This is a genomic window from Streptomyces sp. NPDC029041 (genome assembly GCF_040637515.1).
In the GTDB taxonomy this organism is placed as follows: Bacteria; Actinomycetota; Actinomycetes; order Streptomycetales; family Streptomycetaceae; genus Streptomyces.
Window position 1 is genome coordinate 631,849 of the sequence record NZ_JBEZWO010000001.1, and the last position, 19,979, is coordinate 651,827.

Genomic DNA, 19,979 nt, shown 5'->3' on the forward strand with positions numbered 1-19,979 from the left:
TTCACGCCTCCGCGGCGGGGACGCGAGCCGGCTCGTCGCCCTCCCCCGGGCCGGTGTCCGCCTCGTGCGGGTCCTTCGGGGCACCGCGGAGGACGGAGTTTCCCTCGTGGGTGGTGTCGGTGCTGGTGACGTCCAGGTTCAGGCGTCCGCTGAGCCCGTAGAAGGCGACGGGGTTGCGCCACAGCACCTGGTCGACGTCGTCCTCGTCGAAGCCCTCCGCCAGCATGAGGTCGCCGACCTTACGCGTCTTGAGGGGGTCGCTCCTGCCCCAGTCGGCGGCGGAGTTCACCAGCACCTGCGCAGTCCCGTAGGTGCGCAGGATCTCGACCATGCGCTCCTCGTCCATCTTGGTGTCCGGATAGACGGAGAAGCCCAGCCAGCAGCCGCTGTCCCTGGCCTCCTTCACGGTGGTCTCGTTGAGGTGGTCGACCAGGACCCGGTCCTGGGCGAGGTCGGATTCACCCACGACGTCGAGGGTGCGGCGCAGCCCGGCGAGCTTGTCGCGGTGCGGGGTGTGCACGAGGGCGGGCAGGCCGTGGTCGGCGGCGAGCTGGAGCTGTGCGGCGAGAGCGGTGTCCTCCGCCGGGGTCATCGAGTCGTAGCCGATCTCCCCCACCGCCACGACGTGGTCCTTGACGAGATACCGCGGCAGTTCGTCGAGGACGGGACGGCAGCGCGGGTCGTTCGCCTCCTTGGGGTTGAGGGCGATCGTGCAGTGGTGGGCGATGCCGTACTGGGCGGCGCGGAAGGGCTCCCAGCCGAGGAGGGAGTCGAAATAGTCGCGGAAGGAGGCGGGCGAGGTGCGCGGCTGGCCGAGCCAGAAGGACGGCTCGACGAGGGCGCGGACACCGGCGGCGTACATGGCCTCGTAGTCGTCGGTGGTCCGGGACGTCATGTGGATGTGGGGGTCGAAGATGCGCATCAGGACTCCTTGCCGTGGGGGTGGTCCGTGCCGGGGGCCGGGGTGACGGACTCGGTCAGGTCCAGGACGCGGTACAGGTCCTCGGGGACGGTGCGGCCGGCGGCGGTGCGCTCGGCTGCGTAGTCGCCCAGCATGCGGGCGAGTTCGCCGTCGCCGGCGGCGCGCCGGGGCAGGTCCGCCACGTCGTCGACGGGGACACCGGTGAACAGGCACTTCAGCACGGCGTGGCGCCAGACGTGGGCGGTCAGGTGCCGGGCGGCGTAGGGGCCGACTGCGGCGCCGATGAGCCGGGTGTCGTTGGTGCGCAGGGCGTCCTCGACCAGGGGGAGGGCGCCCGGGCCGGACACGAGGTGGGGCAGGGCGTGCAGTACGGCTCGGCGTTCGTCGGCGGTGCCCTGGAAATACACCCGGGTCAGGGCGTCGGTGCCGGCGCGGGCCGCGGCCAGGATGAGGACGCGGGCGGCGTCGGCGTAGGCGGGGCCGCAGCGCCGGCCGGCTTCGGCGAGGCGCAGTTCCCAGACGGAGATGGGTCCGTGGAGGCCGGGGTGGGCGGCGGCCTCGTCGAGGGCGTGGTCGAGCCAGGTGCGGGCGGGCGGGTCGAGGTGGGTGGTGAGGTGGTGACGGACATCGGCGAGCGAGGGGGTGGGGGCGGTGTCCCCGGTGGAGAAGCGGGCGCGGGTGCGGGCGTCGCCCGGGCCCTGGGCGACGGTCGGGTCCTGGGCGGCGGTCGGGTCCTGGGCGGCGGTCGGGTCGGGCTCTTCGTGGCTCTGGGCGTCCGGGCTGCGCTCGGTGTTCTCGGCTCTGGCCGCTGGTGTGGTGCGAGGGTGGGTCATCTGGTGCTGCTCCCCTCATGGGTGGTGGAGGGAGCGCCGTGGGGTGGCGCGGCCTGCCGGCGGGCCGGTGCGGAGACGGGCGGCGCGAAGGCCGCGCTCCGCTCGGCGTGGCGGAGGAACGGGAGGGAGTGTGCGGCGAAGTGCGGGCCGGCGTGGGAGTGGCGGGGCAGCTCGACGACGGTCAGGCCCTGGTAGCCGGTGGCCGCGAGGGCCGCCAGGACCGGTGGGAAGTCGATCTCCCCGTCCCCGAAGGGGAGGTGCTCGTGGACACCGCGCCGCATGTCCTCGATCTGGACGTGCCGTAGCCAGGGCGCGGCGGCCCGCACGCAGTCGGCCGGGGGCAGGGGTTCGAGGCACTGGCAGTGGCCGATGTCCAGGGTGAGGCCGAGTTGTTGGGGGTCGCCGAGGGCGCCGCGGAGGTGGTGGAAGTCGGCCAGGGTGGCCAGGAGGTGGCCCGGCTCGGGTTCGACGGCGAGCGGGATGCCCGCTTCGGCGGCGGCGTCCAGGACGGGGGGCAGGGTCTCGGTGAGGCGTTTCCACGCGGTGTCGGTGCCGGTGCCCTGCGGTGTGACTCCGCTGAAGCAGTGGACGGCGTACGCGCCGAGGTCGGCGGCGACCCGGACGGCCCGCACGAGGAGGTCGGCGCGGCGGGCCCGGTCGCCGGGGTCCGGGTCGAGCAGGGACGGGCCGTGCTTGCGGCGCGGGTCGAGCACATAGCGGGCACCCGTCTCGACGGTGACACCCAGCCCGAGTTCGTCCAGCCGGTGCGCGACCCGGTGGGTGCGGGCGGCGAGGTCGGGGGCGAGCGGGTCGAGGTGCATGTGGTCGAGGGTCAGTCCGACGCCGTCGTAGCCGAGGTCGGCGAGGAGGGCGAGGGCGTCGTCGAGCCGGAGGTCGGCGAGGCCGTTGGTGCCGTAGCCGAAGCGGAGGGCGGGGGCGGCGCCGGCACGGGTGGTGGAGGCGTGGGCGTTGGCGTCGGGGCTCATGTGACGCTCACCTTCTTCGCGAACCGGGCTCCGAGGGGGGCGAAAGCTGCGACGAGGAGGGCGGTGGCCGTGCCGTGGGAGCGGGCGGTGAGGGTGGCCTGAAGCGGGATGGTGGCGCGGATGCCTGCGCCGACGGCGCGTTGGGTGAGGGGAGGTGAGGGGTTCAGGGTGGCGTGGACGTAGGCGCGGGCGGTCGTCGCGGCGTAGGCGGCTGCGAGGACGGTGGTGAGCGGGGCCGCGGGTGTCCGGTCCGGGTTCCAGGGGGCTCGGGGGCCGCCGGTCCGCGCGTGGGCGGTTGTCTGCCCGGGGCGTGGCGTCAAGGTCGCGGAGCGGCGTGTCACCAGTCGGGTGAGCAGCGCGGTCGTTGCGAGGGCCGCCAGCGGGGCCACGGGTGATCCGCCTTGGGCCTCCTGGCGGGAGACCGTGGTGACGGCCAGGGTGTGGGTGCCGAGGAGGGCGGCGGAGGGCAGGGCCGGTCGTGTACGGCCCGTCGTGGCCGCGGCTCCCAGGAGCAGGTCGAGGCCGCGGGCCGTTCCCATGGCCAGGGGCCCCGCGGGCGTGTGTTTGAGGCCGAGGTCGTACGCCCAGACCGTCGCGGCCAGGGGCGCGGCGACGGCGAGGGCGGGGCGTCCGGCGCGGGCGGCCAGGGCCAGTCCGGCTGCGGTGAGGGTTCCGGCCGCCGTGAGGGCGGCGGTGGGGCGGATGCGGCCGGAGGGCAGGGGGCGGTGCGGGCGTTCGACGGCGTCGACGTCGCGGTCGGCCCAGTCGTTGAGGGCCATGCCGGCCTCGTACAGGCAGAGGGAGGAGGCGATGGCGAGCAGGGTGCGGGGCGTGGGCCGCGCGCCGGTGGCTGCCGTGCCGGCCAGGGCGTCGCCGGGAACGGTGAACAGGGCGGGCAGACGGAGCAGTTCGGCCCAGGCGCGGGCACGGCGCCGGTCGGAGCCGCCGGTGCGTGGGTGGGGGGCCGCCGCGGCGGTGTCTCCCGGGGCGGCTGCGGGAGTCCCGCCGGGGCCGCCGCCAGGGCGCTCGCGCGGCGTCATCGTGCTCCCCCGGTCTCCTGCGTGTCCCGCATCGCGCGGGTGCCGGGGCCGTCTGCGTCGGCCTCCCCGAGGCGTCGCCCGAACCGGACCAGTTCCTCGTACTGCTGGGCCAGCCCCGACGGCCCGTCGCCCACCGGGTCCTTGAAGTAGAAGCCGAGAGCGCCGAGCGGGCCGGACATCCCCGCCTCGTGGGCGCGGGCGGTCAGGCGGGCCAGGTCCAGCACCAGGGGTGCGGCCAGGGCCGAGTCGCAGCCCTGCCAGATGGTCTGGAGGATCATGCGGGTGCCGAGGAAGCCGTCGAAGGCGATGTGGTCCCAGGCGGTCTTCCAGTCGCCGAGGGCGGGGACGTCGTCGATGTGGACCTCGCCCTCGGGGACGGTGCCGAGGGTGTCGGCGAGGACGCGTTCCTTGCCGGCGTTCTTCGCCGCGGCGGCGGCCGGGTCGGCGAGGGCGGCGCCGTCGCCGCCGCCGAGCAGGTTCGTACCCGACCAGGCGCGGACCGTCAGCGCGCGCTGGGCGAACATCGGGCCGAGGACGGCCCGCAGCAGGGTCTGCCCGGTCTTGCCGTCCCGGCCGGCGTGGGGCAGGCCGTCGCGCTGGGCCTCTCGGGCGGCGACCGGGTGGTGCATGCCTTCGGAGGGGGTGAAGTTGACGTAGGGGCAGCCCGCGCGCAGGGCGGCCAGCGCGTACAGGGTGCTGGCCGGCAGCGGGGCGTCCGGCCCTGGGGAGGCGGGTTCGGTGGAGGCGACGTTCACCACCACGGCCCGCTCCAGTTCGTGGCGGTGCAGGAAGTCGCGCAGGTCGTCGGAGAAGGCCGTGATCAATTCGGTCTCGCCCCTGGTGTCCCCCGGTGCGGGGCCGCCAGGCCTGATCTCCCGGTCGGCGACGGCGAGTTCGGCGGCGACGGCGGTGTGCACGCCGGGTGGGAGGACGCCGCCGGCGGTCAGGGACTCGGCGCGCTTGGGCAGCGGGCAGTCGTGGGTGTCGTGGCCGCCGAAGACGAGGTCGGACAGCGCGGGAAGGCCGCTGCCGGTGAACGCCGCTGTCTCGGTCACCATGCCGGTGGGCGGGTGCAGTCCCGCGGTGACGGCGGCGCACCCCGTGACGACGGTCGTGGCGACGGAGCCTCGGGCTCCGATCAGCCACACCCCCACACGCGGTCGGGAGAGGGACGCGGACATGGGCAGCCTCCTGATCGTGCGCGAGTCACGGGGGGAGAGATGTGGAGACGGCGGGCGGGGGTCCGGCGTCCCCCGCCCGCCGCCGTTCAGTTGCCCTGGGCGGGCAGTTCCTTCAGCTGGATGTTGCGGAAGGAGACCTGGTCGTCGGCGCCATGGTTCTGGAGGCCGATGTAGCCGTCGGTCAGGCTCCGCTGGGGGTCCTTGTTGGTGAAGTCGTTGATCTTGACTCCGTTGAGGAACACCTGGAGGCGTTCGCCCCGGACCTTGATCTCGTAGGAGTTCCACTGGCCGGGCGGCCGCAGGACCTGGTCACGGGCCTTGAGGTTCGCCGACTTGAAGGAGTAGACGGAGCCTGTGGTGCGGTCGGCCGCGTCGGTGGCGTCGATCTGGATCTCGTAGCCCTTGTTCACCGCGGACCAGGGGTCGTCGGAGGCGGGGAAGCCCACGAAGACGCCGGAGTTGTCGTCGCCCCGCATCTTCCAGTCGAGCTTGAGCGAGTACGACTTCAGCTCCTTGGCCTGGTACCAGAGCAGGCCCATGCCGCCCTCGGACTCCATCACGCCGTCCTTGACGACGAATTTTCCGGGGCCGGCCTGCTTCCAGCCGTCCAGGGTCTGGCCGTTGAAGATCTTGCGGTAGTCCTTGCCCGGCTTGCAGTCCGCCTTCACCTGGCCGGTGGCGTACTGCAGGCCGCCGAGCAGGTGGGCGCGGAAGGCGGGGTCGGCGTAGGACTCCTTGGTGTGGCCGCCGCCGGTGTAGAAGGACCGGCCGCCGCCGTAGCTCTGGCACCAGGCGATCGGGTGGTCGCCCTTCATGGTGCCGCCCTGGTAGGTGGTCTCGTCCAGGGTGGCGAGGACCTTGGCCTGCTCGCGCGGGTTGGTGCGGTAGTTGTACCACTCGTCGGTGCGTTCCCAGGCGTCGTCCAGGTGCGCGGTCGACGGGTGGTCGTGGTCCTCGACGCGGACGGTGGCCTTCTGGATGGCCGGGTGGGACTGGAAGTAGGCGCCGACGAGGCCGCCGTAGAACTCCCAGTCGTACTCGGTGTCGGCCGCCGCGTGGATGCCCATGTAGCCGCCGCCGCCCGCCACGTAGTCCTCGAACGCCTTCTGCTGCTCGGCGTTGAGCACGTCGCCCGTGGTGGACAGGAAGGCCACCGCGTCGTACTTGGCGAGGTTGGTGGTGGTGAACTGCCGCGCTTCCTCGGTGGCGTCGACGGTGATGCCGGCCGGGCCGCCGAGTTCCTTCAGGGCGGTGATGCCCGCCGGGATGGAGTCGTGGCGGAAGCCGGCGGTCTTCGAGAAGACCAGGACCTTCTTGCCGCCCTTGAACGGCTCCTTGGAGAATTCGAAGTCGTCCACGTCGTACAGCGCGCCCTCGCCGCCCTTGAAGACCAGGTAGATGTCGGTGGTCTTCTTCGGCAGCGACCGCAGCGGCACGTTGACGTTCTGGAAGGTCTCCCAGCCGCCGGTGGGCGGGATGTACGCCGAGCCGTGCAGGGGGCCGTCGGGTGAGCCGGTGCGCAGCTCGATGAAGCCGCCGGCGCCGCCGGAGGAGGCCCGTACGGTCATCTTCTTCTGCCCGTCGAACCGGTAGGGGCTGAAGGAGATCCAGTCGCCGTCGTTGATGTCGCCGACGGTCTTGCCGCCGTTGGCGCCGGTCTTGGTGATGACCGACACGCCCGACTGGGTGGTGAAGTGCTCGCCCTGGCGGTGCAGCGGCTGGAGCACGGTGCGGGCGGTGCCGGTCAGGGACTCCTGGCCGTTCGCCCCGTTGTCGGTGTAACTGGCGCCGACGACGCCGTAGATGTTGGCGTTGGGGTCGTGGCCGCCGTCACCGGGGGGCGGTGTCAGGGTTCCCTCGCAGCCCATCTCGCTGGTCAGTTCGTGGGCGTGGGAGTCGTGGCCGAGGCTGTAGGTGACCTTGACCTTGGAGCAGTCGACGGTCTCCTCGGGGTCGGTGACGTTCACCCTGAACGGGACGGGCTTGCCGAAGGCGGCCATGCTGCCGTTGCCCGGGGTCTCGATCGTCACCTTCGGCTCGGTGTTGCCGACCACGATCCGGACGCTGGCGTTGCCGGTGTTGCCCTCGGGGTCCGTGGCGGTGAAGGTCGCGCTGTAGGTGCCGGCCTTCTTGTACCTGTGGGTGGGGCTGAGGCCCTCGCCCTTGGTGCCGTCGCCGAAGTCCCAGCTGTAGGTGAGGTCCGTGGAGTCGGCGTCCTTGGCGGAGGCGGTGAACTTCACCTTCAGGCCGGCCGCTCCGGACGTCTTGTCGGCGCTCACCTCGGCGATCGGGGAGAAGCCGTCCTCGGCGTTCTCGATCCGGTACAGCGCGGAGTCCTTGTCGCCCTGGAACCAGGACAGGCCGTAGTCGAGGACGTAGAGGGCGCCGTCGGGGCCGAACTCCATGTCCATGATCTGGGTGCCGGTCCACGGGAAGTCGTTGATCTTCGCGACGGAACCGTCCGCGTTCTCCTCGATCCGCTTGATCCAGCGGCGCCCGAACTCACCGGCGAAGAAGTCCCCGTCGTAGGCCTCGGGGAACTTCACGCCGGAGTTCAGCTCGGGGTCGTAGCGGTAGACCGGGCCCGCCATCGGGGACTCGGAGCCGCTGCCGAACTCGGGCACGGAGCCGCCGTCGTACGGGATCCAGGCGGCCTGGGCGGGCGGCAGGTCGGTCAGGCCGGTGTTGTGCGGCGAGGTGTTCTTCGGGGCGTCGCAGTCGAACGTCTCGCCGGACTCCTTGGTGGCGAAGTCGTAGTCGACGTAGGGGTCGTTGTCGCCGGTGCAGAAGGGCCAGCCGAAGTTGGCGGCCTTGGTCACCTTGGCGAACTCGACCTGTCCGCCCGGGCCGCGCTTGGGGTCGGCGGCGCCGGCGTCGGGTCCGTAGTCTCCGACGTAGATCGTGCCGGTCTTGTCGTCGACGCTCATGCGGAACGGGTTGCGGAGGCCCATCGCGTAGATCTCGGGGCGGGTCTTCTCGGTTCCCGGGGCGAAGAGGTTGCCCTGCGGGATCGTGTAGGAGCCGTCCTCGGCGACCTTGATGCGCAGGATCTTGCCGCGCAGGTCGTTGGTGTTTCCGGCGCTGCGGCGGGCGTCGAAGGCCGGGTTGCGGTTCGGCCGGTCGTCGATCGGGGTGTAGCCGTCGGAGGCGAAGGGGTTGGTGTCGTCGCCGGTGGACAGGTAGAGGTTGCCGTCCTTGTCGAAGTCGATGTCGCCGCCGACGTGGCAGCAGGTGCCCCGGGAGGCGGCGACGTCCAGGACCTTCTTCTCGCTGGACAGGTTCAGCGTGCCGTTGGGGTTGAGGACGAAGCGGGAGAGGCGGTTGACGCCGTCGAACTTCTTGAAGTCGTCGGCGGTGCCGGTCTCGGGGGCGTCGCCCACGGGCGTGTCGAGCGGCGGGGCGTAGTAGAGGTAGATCGCCCGGTTGTTCTTGAAGTCCGGGTCGATCCCGACGCCCTGGAGACCTTCCTCGTCGTGGCTGTACACGTCGAGCTTGCCGGCGATCCTGGTGACGCCGCCCTGGTCGGTGAGGCGCAGCGTGCCGTCGCGCGAGGTGTGCAGGACGCTGCGGTCCGGGAGCACGGCGAGCGACATCGGCTCGCCCGTCTCCGGCTCGCCCTTGGCGAGCGGCACCTGCTGGAACTGGCCCTCCGCGGCTGCGGGTGCGTCGTGTTCCGGGTGTCCGGGGTGGGCGCCGGCGACGGTGGCCGGGGTGCCGACGGCGAGGAGCAGGCCGGTGAACAGGGCGACGGTGGCGCGCAGTGCGGGCCGCCTGGGGCTGCGGGTACTTCTGGGTCCGGTTCTGTGCACGAAAGTCCCTCCGGGAACGGGGTGGGCCGTACGGGGTGGGTGCGAAGCGTGCGGTGCGGGCGCCGGGGTGCGCCGTCACCCCGGAGGTGTGTGCTGAGCCTTGAGCGCGTCAAGGCAGGTCGGGTGTGGTGGACCCGTGGCTCAGCTGTTGAACGCGGCGTCGAAGGACGCGCTGGGCGGTTCGAAGTCGAAGGCCTTGAGGCGGGTCAGCGCCTCGGGGGCGCCCTGGAGCCGGTCCATGCCGGCGTCCTCCCATTCGACGGAGACCGGGCCCGTGTAGTCGATGGAGCGCAGCATCCGGAAGACGTCTTCCCAGGGGACGTCGCCGTGCCCGGCGGAGACGAAGTCCCAGCCGCGCCGCGGGTCGCCCCACGGCAGGTGGGAGCCGAGCCGGCCGTTGCGTCCGTCGAGGCGCTTGCGGGCCTCTTTGCAGTCGACGTGGTAGATCCGGTCGCGGAAGTCCCAGAGGAAGCCGACCGGGTCCAGGTCCTGCCACACGAAGTGACTGGGGTCGAAGTTGAGGCCGAAGGCGGGGCGTCGGCCGACCGCTTCCAGAGCCCGCTGGGTGGTCCAGTAGTCGTAGGCGATCTCGCTGGGGTGGACCTCGTGCGCGAACCGCACGCCCTCGGCGTCGAAGACGTCCAGGATCGGGTTCCAGCGGTCGGCGAAGTCCTGGTAGCCGCGTTCGATCATCGCCTCGGGCGCGGGCGGGAACATGGCGACCAGGTGCCAGATGGCGGAGCCGGTGAACCCGATGACGGTGTTCACCCCGAAGGCGGCAGCGGCCCGGGCGGTGTCCTTCATGCGGTCCGCCGCCCGCTGCCGGACGCCTTCCGGGTCTCCGTCGCCCCACACCTGCCCCGGCACGATGGCCCGGTGGCGTTCGTCGATGATGGCGTCGCAGACGGCCTGCCCGACCAGGTGGTTGGAGATGGCCCAGCACTTCAGGCCGTACTTGTCGAGCAGGGCCCGGCGGCCGTCCAGGTACGACGGGTCGGCGAGTGCCTTGTCGACTTCGAAGTGATCGCCCCAGCAGGCGAGTTCGAGGCCGTCGTAGCCGAAGTCGCGGGCCAGGCGGCAGACCTCCTCCAGGGGCAGGTCCGCCCACTGGCCGGTGAAGAGCGTGAAGGTACGGGGCATCGGTACAGGCCCTCCTCAGACCGCGATCGGTGTGTAGACGGAGTTCTTCTCGGCGCTCTCCTCGACCGCCGCGAGCACGCGCTGCACCTGCAGCCCGTCGGCGAAGGAGGGTTCGGGGCGGCGTCCCTCGGCGATGGCGTGGACGAGGTCGCGGGCCTGGTGGACGAAGGTGTGCTCGTAGCCGAGGCCGTGACCGGGCGGCCACCAGGCCTCCAGGTAGGGGTGGTCGGGTTCGGTGACGAGGATCCGGCGGAATCCGGCCTCGGCGCCCGGGCCGGTGGCGTCGTGGAAGGACAGCTCGTTGAGCCGCTCCAGGTCGAAGGCGAGCGAGCCGCGCTCCCCGTTGAGTTCGATGCGCAGGGCGTTCTTGCGGCCGGTGGCGTAGCGGGTGGCCTCGAAGGAGGCGAGGGCGCCGGAGGGGAAGCGGGCCGTGAACAGGGCGGCGTCGTCTACGGTGACCTGTCCGGTGCCGGCGGAGGTGACGGCGGACAGCCCGCTCGTGGCACCGGTGGGCAGCGGCCGCTCCCGTACGAAGGTCTCCGTGACCGCGGAGACACCCGCCAGCGGCTCCCCCACCAGGTACTGCGCGAGGTCGATGATGTGCGCCCCCAGGTCGCCGAGCGAGCCGGAGCCGGCCTGCTCCTTGCGCAGCCGCCAGGTCAGCGGGAACGCGGGGTCGACCAGCCAGTCCTGGAGGTACGTCACGCGCACGTGCCGCAGCCTGCCCAGGCGGCCTTCTGCGACCATGCGGCGGGCCTGGGCGGTGGCGGGCACCCGGCGGTAGTTGAAGCCGACCATCGCCACCTGGCCGCGCGCGTGGGCCTCCTCGGCGGCCCGTGCCATCGAGGTGGCCTCGTCGACGGTGTTGGCGAGCGGCTTCTCGCACAGGACGTGCTTGCCCGCGGCCAGGGCGGCCAGGGCGATCTCGGCGTGGCTGTCGCCGGGGGTGCAGATGTCGACGAGGTCGACGTCGTCCCGTTCGACGAGGGCCCGCCAGTCGGTCTCGGTCGACTCCCAGCCGTGCCGCTCGGCCGCGGCCCGGGCGGCGGCGCCGTCGCGGCCGCAGATCACCGCCTGCACGGGGTTCAGCGGCAAGTCGAAGACACGGCCCGCGGTGCGCCAGCCCTGGGAGTGGGCGGCGCCCATGAAGGCGTAGCCCACCATCCCCACGCGCAGGGGTGGCTTGCCTGCCTCGGTCCCCTCCGGCTGCTCCTGCGGCTGTCCCATACGGGTGTCCTCCTCGTCCTGGTCGGGATGGCGCACGTGGGGGGTGCGGGGCGGCTCACTTGAAGCCGGTGGACATGTACCGGTCGACGTTGGCCTTGTCGACGACGGCCGAGTAGAGGGTGAGGGACGACGGGATCTCGAACTCGGCGAGGCCCCCGATGCCCTTGCTCTGGCCGAGGGCGCGGGCCAGGTCGATCGCGGAGGCGGCCATGGTCGGCGGGTACAGCACGGTCGCCTTGAGGACACCGTCGTCCTGCTTGATGGCCTGGAACGCGGAGAGCGCACCGGCGCCGCCGACCATCAGGAAGTCGTCGCGCCCGGCCTGCTCGATGGCGCGCAGGGCGCCCACGCCCTGGTCGTCGTCGTGGTTCCACAGGGCGTCGAACCTCGACTGGGCCTGGAGCAGCTGCGCCATCTTGGCCTGCCCGGACTCGACGGTGAACTCCGCGGCCTGCCGGGCGACCTTCTTGATGTTGGGGTAGTTCTTCAGGGCGTCGTCGAAGCCCTGGGTGCGCTGCTTGGTGAGCTCCAGGTTGTCCAGGCCCGCCAGTTCGATGACGCGGGCGCCCGACTTGCCCTTGAGCTTCTCGCCGATGTAGTGCCCGGCGTTGAGGCCCATGCCGTAGTTGTCGCCGCCGATCCAGCAGCGGTAGGCCTGCGGGGTGTTGAAGATGCGGTCAAGGTTGACGACCGGGATGCCGGCCCGCATCGCCTTGAGGCCGACCTGGGTGAGGGCCTTGCCGTCGGCGGGCAGCACCACCAGGACGTCGACCTTCTTGTTGATGAGGGTCTCGATCTGGCCGATCTGCTGGGCGGTGTCGTTGGATCCCTCGGTGATCTCCAGGGTGACGTCGGAGTACTTCTCGGCGCGGCTCTTGGCGTTGTCGTTGATGGCGTTGAGCCAGCCGTGGTCGGCCTGCGGTCCGGCGAAGCCGATGGTGACCTTCTTGCCGGGCTTGTCGTCGGCGGCGGGCTGGTCGTTGCCGGCCGGCTCGTCCCCGGACTCGGACGGCTCGTTGCTCGTGCACCCCGTGAGGAGGGCACCGGCGGAGACGGCGGCGGCTCCGAAGAGCAGGCCTCTGCGGCTCGTGATCTCTGGCATGGCGGTCAACCCTTTCCTCAGGTCGTGCTCGCGGTACGGCGCTGGACCAGCACGGCGGCGACGATGATCGCGCCCTTGGCGATCTGCTGGACGTCGCTCTGCAGGTTGTTCAGGGCGAAGATGTTGGTGATCGTGAAGAAGATCAGGACGCCGAGCACGGAGCCGGTGATGGTGCCCCGGCCGCCGGTGAGCAGGGTGCCGCCGATGATCGCGGCGGCGATGGCGTCGAGTTCGTACAGGTTGCCGTTGGTGTTCTGGCCGGAGCCGGACAGGACGATCAGCAGGAAGGCCGCGATGCCGCAGCACAGCCCGGACAGCAGGTAGAGGTAGAGCCGCTGGCGGCGGACGTCGATGCCGGCGAGCCGGGCCGCCTCCGGGTTGCCGCCGACCGCGACCGTGCGGCGGCCGAAGGTGGTGCGGTTGAGCACCAGCCAGCCGATGACCGTGACGACGGCGAACACCAGGACCAGGGGCGGGATGCCGAGGACGTAGGCGTCGCGTTCTCCCAGGTCCAGGACCGAGGGCACGGTGACGATCTGTGTCTTGCCGTCGGTGATCTGCAGGGCGAGGCCGCGGGCGGAGGCCAGCATGGCGAGGGTGGCGATGAACGGCACCATCGAGCCGTAGGCGATGAGCACCCCGTTGACCAGGCCGCAGCCGACTCCGACGACGATCGCCGTGAAGAGGATGCCCGCGAAGCCGTACTCCTGGGTGGCGACCGTGGTGGCCCACACCGAGGCGAGGGCGACGATCGCGCCGACCGAGAGGTCGATGCCGCCGGAGACGATGACGAACGTCATGCCGACGGTGACGACGCCGACCACGGAGGCCTGGGTGAGGACCAGTTGCAGGTTGCGGGTGTCGAGGAACTCGTCGGGCTTGGTGATGCCGCCGACGACGATCAGTGCGGCGAGCACGCCGAGCAGGGAGAGGGTACGGACGTCGGCACGGGCCAGCGGGCCGCGCCAGGCCGGGGGCCGGGCCTCGGGCACCTTCGTGGTGCTGTCCCGCGGCGGGGAGACGGGCTGCGTCATGACGCCGGGCTTCCTTCCATGACCAGGTCGAGTACGCGGTGTTCGTCGAGTTCGCGCGCGGGAGCCGTGTGGACGACGCGGCCCTCGCGCAGCACCAGCACGCGGTCGGCGAGGCCGAGCACCTCGGGGACCTCGCTGGAGACCAGCAGCACGGCGAGGCCCTCGTCGGCGAGGCGGCGGATGACCGCGTAGAGCTCGGCGCGGGCGCCCACGTCGACGCCGCGGGTGGGTTCGTCGAGCAGCAGCACCTTGCAGCCGCGCAGCAGCCAGCGGGCCAGGACGGCCTTCTGCTGGTTGCCGCCGGACAGGGTGCGCACGGGCACGGACGGGTTGTCGGGCCGGAGCGACAGCTCGCGGGTGGCGGCCCGGGCGGCACCGAGTTCGGCGCCCCGGTCGATCCAGCCGCCGTGCGAGAAGCGGGACATGGAGGAGACAGACACGTTGCGGGTGACGGACTCCAGCATCAGCAGGGCTTGCGCCTTGCGTTCCTCGGGGGCGAGCCCGAGTCCGGCCCGCACGGCGGCCCGCACGCTGCCCGGCTTCAACGCCGTCCCCCCGACCAGCACCTGACCGGCCGTCGGTTTGCGGGCGCCGTAGACGGTCTCCAGGATCTCGGAGCGGCCCGAGCCGACGAGTCCCGCGAGGCCGACGATCTCACCCGGGCGGACCTCCAGGTCGAGCGGCTCGAACTCCCCTCGCCTGGTCAGACCTTGAACGGTCAGGACGGGTTCGCCGGGCGGCGGTGCGAGAGGCCGGTCGGGGAAGACGTACTCGACGTTGCGGCCCGTCATCAGGGTGACGACCTCGCGGGTCGGCGTCGACTTCGCCAGGAGTCCGTGCGCGACGGCCCGTCCGTCCTTGAGCACCGTCACCCGGTCGCCGATGCGGCGGATCTCCTCCAGACGGTGCGAGATGTAGACGACGGCGACTCCGGCGGCGGTCAGGTCGCCGACGATACGGAAGAGGTTGTCGACCTCGTCCGGGTCGAGGGCGGCCGACGGCTCGTCCATCACGATGAGCCGCACGTCGTGGGAGAGCGCCCGCGCCATGGACACGATCTGCTGCTGCGCCGCGGGCAGCTCCCCCACGAGCCGGCCAGGATCGATCTCGGGATGGCCGAGCCGTGCGAGGAGAGCGGCCGTCGACGCCCTGGCCGCCTTGCCGCGGACGACGAACCCCGCGGCGGTCGGCTCATGTCCGAGGTGGACGTTCTCGGCGACCGACAAGTGCTCCACCAGGTCGAGTTCCTGGTAGATGGTGGCGATGCCCAGGCGCATGGCGGCGATCGGCGAACGGAGGATGACCTCCTCGCCGCGCCAGCGGAGCCGGCCGGTGTCGGGCTGGTGGGCGCCGGCCAGCACCTTGATGAGGGTGGATTTGCCGGCCCCGTTCTGGCCGAGCAGGCAGTGCACCTCGCCGGCCTGGACCTCGAGGTCGACGCCGTCGAGGGCCCGGACTCCGGGGAACGACTTGGTGATGCCGGACATGCTGAGCAGCGGTGGTTCTGGTGCCATGAGGTCCCCTTGGCGGGCGTGCGGGCCGGTTTCAGGGCAGGGCAGAGCAGGGCGCTGTGCGGTGAGCCGTGCTGTGGTGCGGGGCGCTGTGCGGTGACTGCGGGCTGTCGTGCGGGGCGCTGTGCGGTGAGCCGTGCTGTGGTGCGGGGCGCTGTGCGGTGACTGCGGGCTGTCGTGCGGGGCTACGCGGGGGAGAACAGGTGGTCGCTGATGAGCCGGGCCCCGCCGGTCACTCCGGCGGCGGCCCCCAACTCACCCAGGACGATGGGCAGATTGCCGGTCGCCAGCGGCAGCGACTGGCGGTAGACCTGGGTGCGGATCGCGGCGAGCAGGGTGTGGCCGAGGCCGGTCACCCCGCCGCCGATCACCACCAGGCCCGGGTTGAAGAAGCTGACCAGGCCGGCGATGACCTGGCCGGTGCGGTTGCCGCCCTCGCGGATCAGGTCGAGGGCGGTGGCGTCACCGGCGGCGGCCGCGGCGGCGACATCGACGGCCGTGAGGCCGCCGTTCGTCTCCAGCCGCGAGGCCAGTTCGACCGAAAGGCCCTGCTGGGCGGCCTCCGTGGCGTCCCGGGCCAGGGCAGCGCCGCTGAAGTGGGCCTCCAGGCAGCCCCGGTTGCCGCAGGCGCAGGGGCGGCCGTCGGGGACGGCCTGGATGTGCCCGATGTCGCCTGCGCTGCCCGTCGTACCGCGGTAGACCTCGCCGCCGACGACGATGCCGCAGCCGATGCCGGTGCCGATCTTGACGCAGAGGAAGTCGGCGACGGTGCGGGCGACACCCGCGTGCTGCTCCCCCATCGCCATCAGGTTCACGTCGTTGTCGACCATGACCGGGCAGCCGAGCTCCTGGCTGAGCGCCTCCCGCACGGGGAAGCCGTCCCAGCCGGGCATGATCGGCGGCGCCACCGGGATGCCCTCGGGGAAGCGGACGGGCCCCGGGACGCCGATGCCGGCGCCGTCGAACCCCTCCGCGAGCCCGGAGGCCCTCAGCTTCGCGGCCATGGCGAGGACCTGCTCGAAGACCGCGACGGGGCCTTCGCGCACGTCCATGGGCTGGTTGAGGTGCCCGAGGGTCTCCAGTTCGGCGTTGGTGACGGCGACGTCGACCGAGGTCGCGCCGATGTCGACGCCGAGGAAGCGCAGTTCGGGGTTGAGCCGGATGTTGTGGGAGCGGCGGCCGCCGCGCGAGGCGGCGAGTCCGTCAGCCACGACCAGCCCCGTCTCCAGCAGCCGGTCCACCTCCACGGCCAGCTTGGACCGCGAGAGGTCGACCTGGTCGCCCAGCTGGGCACGGGAGTTGGGGCCGCCGTTACGCAACAGCTTGAGCAGCCGGGCCTGGTGGGCGTTTCCGGGTCGTGCGGTCATACGTCTCACGAGCCCCTCCCCGCCTCGATCGGCCTGTCCGCGCCGGTTTCCCGCCACCGCGGTGGCTTGCTTTCGGAGGGAACGTAGCAGCGGCCGCCGAGGGTGGGAAGAAGTCGCGCAGGAATTGCCCCTCACTTTTTCCACTCAGTGGACAAAGAAGCCGCCACGTCTGCCCCGCATCAGAGGGCAGGCGTGGCGGCGTGACGAACGAACTGCGACGCTATGACGTGCCGCGGCGTTATGACGTGCCGCGGCGTTATGACGTGCCGCGGCGTTATGACGTGCCGCGGCGTTATGACGTGCCGCGGCGTTATGACGTGCCGCAGTGCTAGGCGCGCGCCCGCGCGTGGTACGAGTGCCGCGTGTGCTCGGTGTGTGCGCGCATCAGCCGGGTGGCGCGCTGTTCGTCCCGGTCGGCGACCGCGGCGATCAATTCGCGGTGCTCGATCCAGGACTGGCTGCCACGCTGCCGGGCCACCGGCGTGTAGTACCAGCGCACGCGCCGGTCGACCTGGGCGGCGAGTTCGGCCAGGACCGCGTTGCCGGCGAGCTCCATGATCTTGGCGTGGAAGCGGGCGTTCATGGCGACGGCCCCGTCCACGTCGTCCGCCTCGACGGCCCTCTCACCCTCCGCGCACAGCGCTTCCAGGGCGGCGATGCCCGCGCTGTCCGCGCCCGCCGCCGCGAGCCGGGCCGCCTCGGCCTCCAGGAGCGTACGGACCGTGAGGAGCTGGTCGGCCTCCTCCTCCGTCGGCTCGTGCACGAACGCGCCCTGGGCGGGCCGCAGATCGACCCACCCCTCGGTGTTGAGCCGCTGCAGCGCCTCGCGCACCGGCTGCCGCGAGACGCCGAGATGCCCGGCGAGTTCGCTCTCGACGAGATGCTGACCGGGCTGCAGCGCACGGGTGGTGATGAGTTCGAGCAGTGCCTCGTAGACACGGTCGCGCAGCGGACCCGGGCGTTCCAGCTTGGGTACCGCCCCTTGGGGCAGGCCTGTCGACAGCATCGCGGTCCCCCTCCTCGGCAGGGCCGTGCACAACGCGGCGCGAGCCGGTATCGCCGCAGAGTCAGTATTGATTGTCTTTCGTCTACAGTCTACGGCGCACAAGAGCCAGGGTTCCGGGGAGTTGAGCGCGTCACACCGCGAGGGGCCGGGCCGGGCGGGTTCAGGGGCAGCGGACGACCTGGCCCGCGTACGACAGGTTCCCGCCGAAGCCGAACAGCAGCACCGGGTCGCCCGTGGTGATCGCCCCCTGCTCGACCAGCTTCGAGAAGGCCAGCGGGATGCTCGCGGCCGAGGTGTTGCCGGACTCCGTGACGTCGCGCGCGACGACCGCGTTGACCGCGCCGATCTTCTCCGCGAGGGGTTCGATGATGCGCAGGTTGGCCTGGTGCAGTACGACCCCCGCGAGGTCGGCCGGCTCCAGCCCGGCCCGCTCGCAGGCCCGGCGTGCGATGGGCGGGAGTTGGGTGGTGGCCCAGCGGTAGACGCTCTGGCCCTCCTGGGCGAAGCGCGGCGGGGTGCCCTCGATGCGTACCGCGTGGCCCATGTCGGGCACCGAGCCCCACAGCACCGGCCCGATGGCCGCCTCGCCCGCGGCCTCCACCACCGCGGCCCCGGCCCCGTCGCCGACGAGCACGCACGTGCTGCGGTCGCTCCAGTCGGTCACCTCGGACATCTTGTCGGCGCCGATGACCAGCGCCCGGCTCGCGCCCCCCGCGCGCACGGCGTGGTCGGCCGTGGCCAGGGCGTGGGTGAACCCGGCGCACACCACGTTGAGGTCCATGGTGGCGGCCTGCGGGACGCCCAGTCGGGCCGCGACCCGGGCGGCCATGTTGGGCGAGCGGTCGACGGCGGTGGAGGTGGCGACGAGCACCAGGTCGATGTCCGCCGGGGTCAGCCCGGCCGCGGCCAGCGCCTTGGCGGCGGCGTGGGCGCCCAGTTCGTCGACCGGCTCGTCGGGTCCTGCGATGTGACGCGTGCGGATGCCCACCCGGCTCCTGATCCACTCGTCACTGGTGTCCACCAGGCCCGCCAGGTCCTCGTTGGTGAGCACCTTGGCGGGCTGGTAGTGGCCGACGGCGGCGATGCGCGAGCCGTTCATTGGGTGGATCCCCCTCGTTGCCTTGGGTAGCGGATCCACCAGTCTGATCAGTGACTCACGGGTACGACGGCAGCCAAGGTGACAGGAAACGGGCGCCGGTGTTGTCAGCTTCGGTCAGGAGCTCGGACGCCCGGACACCTGTCGAACGCCCACCCGGCGCGCCGGTGCGCCTACCCGGTGAAGAGCTGCGTGGCCTTGCGGACGAGTTCGTAGAGCCCGTAGGCGAGCGGTACGCCCACCCACATCCAGGCGAGGGCGATCAGCCACCGGCGGTCCTGGTCAGGCGGACTCTGACTGCTGTCGCTCGGCACGGGCGGCCTCCTTCGGGGCGGGGACGTGGTGGCGGGGGTCGACGGGCCGGACCAGTTCGTTGGCGACGAAGCCGACGACGAGCAGCCCGATCATGATCACGAAGGACAGTCCGTACAGGGACGCGCCGTGCCGGCCCGCCTCCTCCTGCCGGTCGGCGATCCAGTTCACGATCAGCGGGCCGAGCACCCCGGCCGTGGACCACGCGGTGAGCAGCCGCCCGTGGATGGCACCGACCTGGTACGTGCCGAACAGGTCCTTCAGATAGGCGGGAACCGTGGCGAATCCACCGCCGTAGAAGGAGAGGATGACCAGCGCGCACAGGATGAACAGCGGCTTGGAGGAGTCGCCGAACAGGGCGATGAGGGCGTACATCAGGGCGCCGGCGCCCAGGTAGACGCGGTAGATGTTCTTGCGGCCGATGAGGTCGGAGGTGGAGGACCAGCCGATGCGGCCGGCCATGTTCGCGGCGGACAGGAGCGCGACGAAACCGGCGGCGGCGGTCACCGACACCGGGGTGGAGGTGTCGGCGAAGAAGTCCGTGATCATCGGCGCGGCCTTCTCCAGGATGCCGATGCCGGCGGTGACGTTCATGCAGAGCACGATCCACAGGAGCCAGAACTGGGGGGTGCGGATGGCCTGTCTCGCCGAGACCTGCGGGCCGGTGGGGGCCGCCGCCTTGGCTGCCCGCGTCTCCGGGGCGGTGCGCGGAACCCGGACCAGCAGCACACCCAGCAGCATGAAGACGGCGTACGACAGCCCGTGCACGAGGAAGGCCAGGGCGATGCCGGTGCTGTCGCCGCCGAACGACTCCAGCATCTGGGCCGACCAGGGCGAGGCGATGAGCGCGCCGCCGCCGAAGCCCATGATGGCGATGCCGGTGGCCATGCCGGGCCGGTCCGGGAACCACTTGATCAGGGTGGAGACGGGCGAGATGTAGCCGATGCCGAGACCGATGCCGCCGACGAAGCCGTAGCCGAAGACGATCAGCCAGTACTGCTCCAGGGACGCCCCCAGCGCGGAGAGCAGGAAGCCGGAGGAGAAGCAGATCAGGGCGACGGTCATCGCCCAGCGCGGGCCCTTGCGCTCCACGAGCGTGCCGCCGAACGCGGCGGACAGGCCCAGCATGACGATGCCCAGCTGGAAGGGCAGCGCGCTCTGCGTGCCGCTGAGGCCGAGCGCGGACTCCAGGGGCGGCTTGAACACGCTCCAGGCGTAGGCCTGGCCGATGGAGAGATGTACGGAGAGAGCGGCGGGCGGAACGAGCCAGCGGCTCCAGCCCGGGGGCGCGACTGGGGGACTCATGAACCCCGGACGGTAGGGATCCGCAAGGCAGTTGGGAAGGCGGCACGTCGACCGTATGCGGTGAACGGTATCCGGCATGCGCCGAACGGTCGGCGCACGCACTCTTGC

The 19,979-nt window shown here is 71.8% G+C and carries 17 protein-coding genes; 1 reads left to right on the plus strand and 16 read right to left on the minus strand.

The genetic code is table 11. The features are described 5' to 3' along the window. Position 1 precedes the first annotated feature (1 nt). From AB0F04_RS02730 to AB0F04_RS02785, 12 genes are all read right to left on the minus strand, one after another. The gene (locus AB0F04_RS02730) at positions 2 to 922 is read right to left on the minus strand and encodes a TatD family hydrolase (RefSeq protein ID WP_362036959.1); all 921 of its coding nucleotides are present in this window, start codon (positions 920 to 922) and stop codon (positions 2 to 4) included. Then, on the minus strand, positions 922 to 1,755 hold the full coding sequence (locus AB0F04_RS02735; protein ID WP_362036961.1) for an EboA domain-containing protein: 834 nt from the start codon (positions 1,753 to 1,755) through the stop codon (positions 922 to 924). The genes AB0F04_RS02730 and AB0F04_RS02735 overlap by 1 nt, the downstream gene beginning before the upstream one ends. Continuing rightward, positions 1,752 to 2,741, minus strand: coding sequence for a sugar phosphate isomerase/epimerase family protein (locus AB0F04_RS02740; RefSeq protein WP_362036963.1), 990 nt, complete (start codon positions 2,739 to 2,741; stop codon positions 1,752 to 1,754). Before AB0F04_RS02740 ends, AB0F04_RS02735 begins: the two co-directional genes overlap by 4 nt. Then, positions 2,738 to 3,781, minus strand: coding sequence for an SCO3242 family prenyltransferase (locus AB0F04_RS02745; RefSeq protein WP_362036966.1), 1,044 nt, complete (start codon positions 3,779 to 3,781; stop codon positions 2,738 to 2,740). Before AB0F04_RS02745 ends, AB0F04_RS02740 begins: the two co-directional genes overlap by 4 nt. Then, entirely contained in the window at positions 3,778 to 4,962 is a 1,185-nt protein-coding gene (locus AB0F04_RS02750; RefSeq protein WP_362036967.1) for an inositol-3-phosphate synthase, read from the minus strand. The genes AB0F04_RS02745 and AB0F04_RS02750 overlap by 4 nt, the downstream gene beginning before the upstream one ends. An 86-nt stretch (positions 4,963 to 5,048) precedes the next feature. After that, positions 5,049 to 8,771, minus strand: coding sequence for a ThuA domain-containing protein (locus tag AB0F04_RS02755; protein WP_362036970.1), 3,723 nt, complete (start codon positions 8,769 to 8,771; stop codon positions 5,049 to 5,051). 141 nt (positions 8,772 to 8,912) lie between these two features. Further along, complete coding sequence (locus tag AB0F04_RS02760; protein WP_362036972.1) at positions 8,913 to 9,911, minus strand: sugar phosphate isomerase/epimerase family protein; 999 nt, start codon at positions 9,909 to 9,911, stop codon at positions 8,913 to 8,915. 15 nt (positions 9,912 to 9,926) lie between these two features. Further along, positions 9,927 to 11,138, minus strand: coding sequence for a Gfo/Idh/MocA family oxidoreductase (locus AB0F04_RS02765; RefSeq protein ID WP_362036974.1), 1,212 nt, complete (start codon positions 11,136 to 11,138; stop codon positions 9,927 to 9,929). A 55-nt stretch (positions 11,139 to 11,193) separates the two neighbouring features. Beyond that, positions 11,194 to 12,240, minus strand: coding sequence for a substrate-binding domain-containing protein (locus AB0F04_RS02770; RefSeq protein ID WP_362036976.1), 1,047 nt, complete (start codon positions 12,238 to 12,240; stop codon positions 11,194 to 11,196). A gap of 17 nt (positions 12,241 to 12,257) precedes the next feature. Beyond that, positions 12,258 to 13,274, minus strand: a complete 1,017-nt coding sequence (locus AB0F04_RS02775) for an ABC transporter permease (protein ID WP_362036978.1) — start codon at positions 13,272 to 13,274, stop codon at positions 12,258 to 12,260. Further along, positions 13,271 to 14,788 (minus strand): sugar ABC transporter ATP-binding protein, encoded by a 1,518-nt coding sequence (locus AB0F04_RS02780; protein ID WP_362036980.1) that lies wholly within the window; start codon positions 14,786 to 14,788, stop codon positions 13,271 to 13,273. Before AB0F04_RS02780 ends, AB0F04_RS02775 begins: the two co-directional genes overlap by 4 nt. 182 nt (positions 14,789 to 14,970) lie before the next feature. Continuing rightward, positions 14,971 to 16,152 (minus strand): ROK family transcriptional regulator, encoded by a 1,182-nt coding sequence (locus AB0F04_RS02785; RefSeq protein ID WP_362036982.1) that lies wholly within the window; start codon positions 16,150 to 16,152, stop codon positions 14,971 to 14,973. 200 nt (positions 16,153 to 16,352) lie between these two features. On the opposite strand from AB0F04_RS02785, the gene AB0F04_RS02790 reads away from it, so the two are divergent. Further along, positions 16,353 to 16,484: a hypothetical protein gene (locus AB0F04_RS02790; RefSeq protein ID WP_362036984.1), complete on the plus strand. Its 132-nt coding sequence runs from the start codon at positions 16,353 to 16,355 to the stop codon at positions 16,482 to 16,484. Here AB0F04_RS02790 and AB0F04_RS02795 read toward each other — a convergent pair. The 4 genes from AB0F04_RS02795 to AB0F04_RS02810 form a co-directional block, all read right to left on the minus strand. Then, on the minus strand, positions 16,481 to 17,158 hold the full coding sequence (locus AB0F04_RS02795) for a GntR family transcriptional regulator (protein WP_362036986.1): 678 nt from the start codon (positions 17,156 to 17,158) through the stop codon (positions 16,481 to 16,483). The genes AB0F04_RS02790 and AB0F04_RS02795 overlap by 4 nt on opposite strands. Before the next feature lie 160 nt (positions 17,159 to 17,318). After that, the gene (locus AB0F04_RS02800) at positions 17,319 to 18,257 is read right to left on the minus strand and encodes a beta-ketoacyl-ACP synthase III (RefSeq protein WP_362036988.1); all 939 of its coding nucleotides are present in this window, start codon (positions 18,255 to 18,257) and stop codon (positions 17,319 to 17,321) included. Between the two features lie 170 nt (positions 18,258 to 18,427). Next, positions 18,428 to 18,568: a hypothetical protein gene (locus AB0F04_RS02805; RefSeq protein WP_362036990.1), complete on the minus strand. Its 141-nt coding sequence runs from the start codon at positions 18,566 to 18,568 to the stop codon at positions 18,428 to 18,430. Further along, entirely contained in the window at positions 18,537 to 19,871 is a 1,335-nt protein-coding gene (locus AB0F04_RS02810) for an OFA family MFS transporter (protein ID WP_362036991.1), read from the minus strand. Before AB0F04_RS02810 ends, AB0F04_RS02805 begins: the two co-directional genes overlap by 32 nt. Between the last annotated feature and the right edge of the window lie 108 nt (positions 19,872 to 19,979).